Raw genomic sequence first — 1,615 nt, forward strand, 5'->3', positions numbered from 1 at the left:
CCGCCGGTGACTGCGGCGAGCGCGACCTCGCGACCCGCGAGCAGGGGAAACTCGTCGGCCAAGGCCGGCACCGGAAAAAGAATGAACGCCGCCGCGGCTGCCCCTGCCGCCCGACGTATCCATCCACTCCCAGCGCCTGGGTTATTGTTATGTCCCTTGATGGGACCCATCCCGGCAACCCCCGATTCCAGCCAAATGGCGCGAATCACTTTGGAATCAATAAGGTACCGGTATCGCCCGAGTCCGCATAGGGATTGTGGTTAAGAAAGTGTAAAAATCCTAAATCTGCTCACCGGGACCAGATTTGGTGGGCTGGGACCAAATTCGGCGGGTCGGTCCCGAGCGAATGGGCTTTCTTCTGCTACCGTGCAACGGCATTGCGATAGCTCAGGCGGAATAGAGCGCTGGTCTGAAGCCAGAGGTCTCCGGTTCGAGTCCTGTTCTGGTGCCTTAAGCTCCCGTCTTTCGGCTGAGGCTTTTGCTTGGCCCTCAAAAAGTCGGCGTGCCCATGCTGGCGCCGTCGAATTGAATAACGCGCGCAGCCGCCAGAACGTCCACAGCAAGCAGTCGGGCGTTGACACCCATACGGTCATAGTTGGGATCGGTCGCACGCCAGTGGGTCATGCAACCGCAATCCGAACAGCGGTGGAGCGTGAGATCGCGGTCGCCCCAGATATACGTGTCTGTCGGCACCGTCTCGATCACGCGTATACGCTCCGGCGAGTCGTAGGCCCAGAGCGTGCCGGTACGGCGGCAGATGGAGCAGTTGCAGCTCTTCACTTCGACCGGTGCGGTGTCGAGCTCGATCCGAACCTTGCCGCAGTGACAGCGTCCTTCAACCATTCGAACCTCCGAATATCGAGCAGGCAATTTTAGCCGCTGCATCGCTCATCGATGTCAGTAGTGATCCGGGGTGGCGAATTATACCTGCACGTGGAAGAGCGTGCCGATACCGGCGGAAATCGCCATCGCCACAATTCCCCAGAAAACCACGCGCAACGTCGCCGTCAACAGTGGCGCACCTCCGGCCTGCGCGCCCAGTGCGCCAAGGCCGGCAAGCGCGGCAAGAGAGATCGCGTAGACCGTGGCCACGACGAACGCGATCGGAGAAAGCAGCGAGGCGACGATCGGAACGGCAGCGCCGACGGCAAAGGATGCCGCGGATGCCAGTGCTGCCTGAATCGGGCGAGCAGTTGTTTCTTCGGTAATGCCGAGCTCGTCACGCGCATGAGCGGCGAGGGCATCCTTGGCCGTGAGCTGGACGGCCACGTCCATTGCCAGTTCGCGCGTGAGCCCGCGCTTCACGTAAATTCCAGCAAGCTCCCGCAGCTCCGCGTCCTTGTCGGTGGCGAGTTCCTGGCGCTCTTTCGCGAGATCGGCTTTCTCGACATCGGCCTGCGAACTGACCGAGACATATTCGCCGGCCGCCATCGACAGCGCGCCGGCGACAAGGCCGGATACACCCGCGATCAATATGCTTCCGTGGGAATGGGTTGCCGTCGCCACGCCAAGTATGAGGCTGGCGGTCGACAGGACGCCGTCATTGGCGCCCAAAACGGCTGCCCGCAACCAACCGGTATTTCCGATCTTGTGTCGCTCGCGGTGCAGCCGTCTC

General features: G+C 61.7%; 2 protein-coding genes. Both read right to left on the reverse strand.

The genetic code is table 11. The features are described 5' to 3' along the window. Positions 1-489 precede the first annotated feature (489 nt). Positions 490-843: a GFA family protein gene (locus VHD36_22355; protein HVU90091.1), complete on the reverse strand. Its 354-nt coding sequence runs from the start codon at positions 841-843 to the stop codon at positions 490-492. Between the two features lie 78 nt (positions 844-921). Beyond that, a partial coding sequence (locus tag VHD36_22360; GenBank protein ID HVU90092.1) for a VIT family protein occupies positions 922-1,615 on the reverse strand: 694 nt, incomplete at its 5' end.

Source organism: Pirellulales bacterium, from assembly GCA_035546535.1.
Taxonomy (GTDB): domain Bacteria; phylum Planctomycetota; class Planctomycetia; order Pirellulales; family JACPPG01; genus JACPPG01.

What these genes read in the sequence shown, in the direction of transcription:
- VHD36_22355 (HVU90091.1), bottom strand. Translation starts at nt 843, where the DNA reads ATGGTTGAAGGACGCTGTCACTGCGGCAAGGTTCGGATCGAGCTCGAC.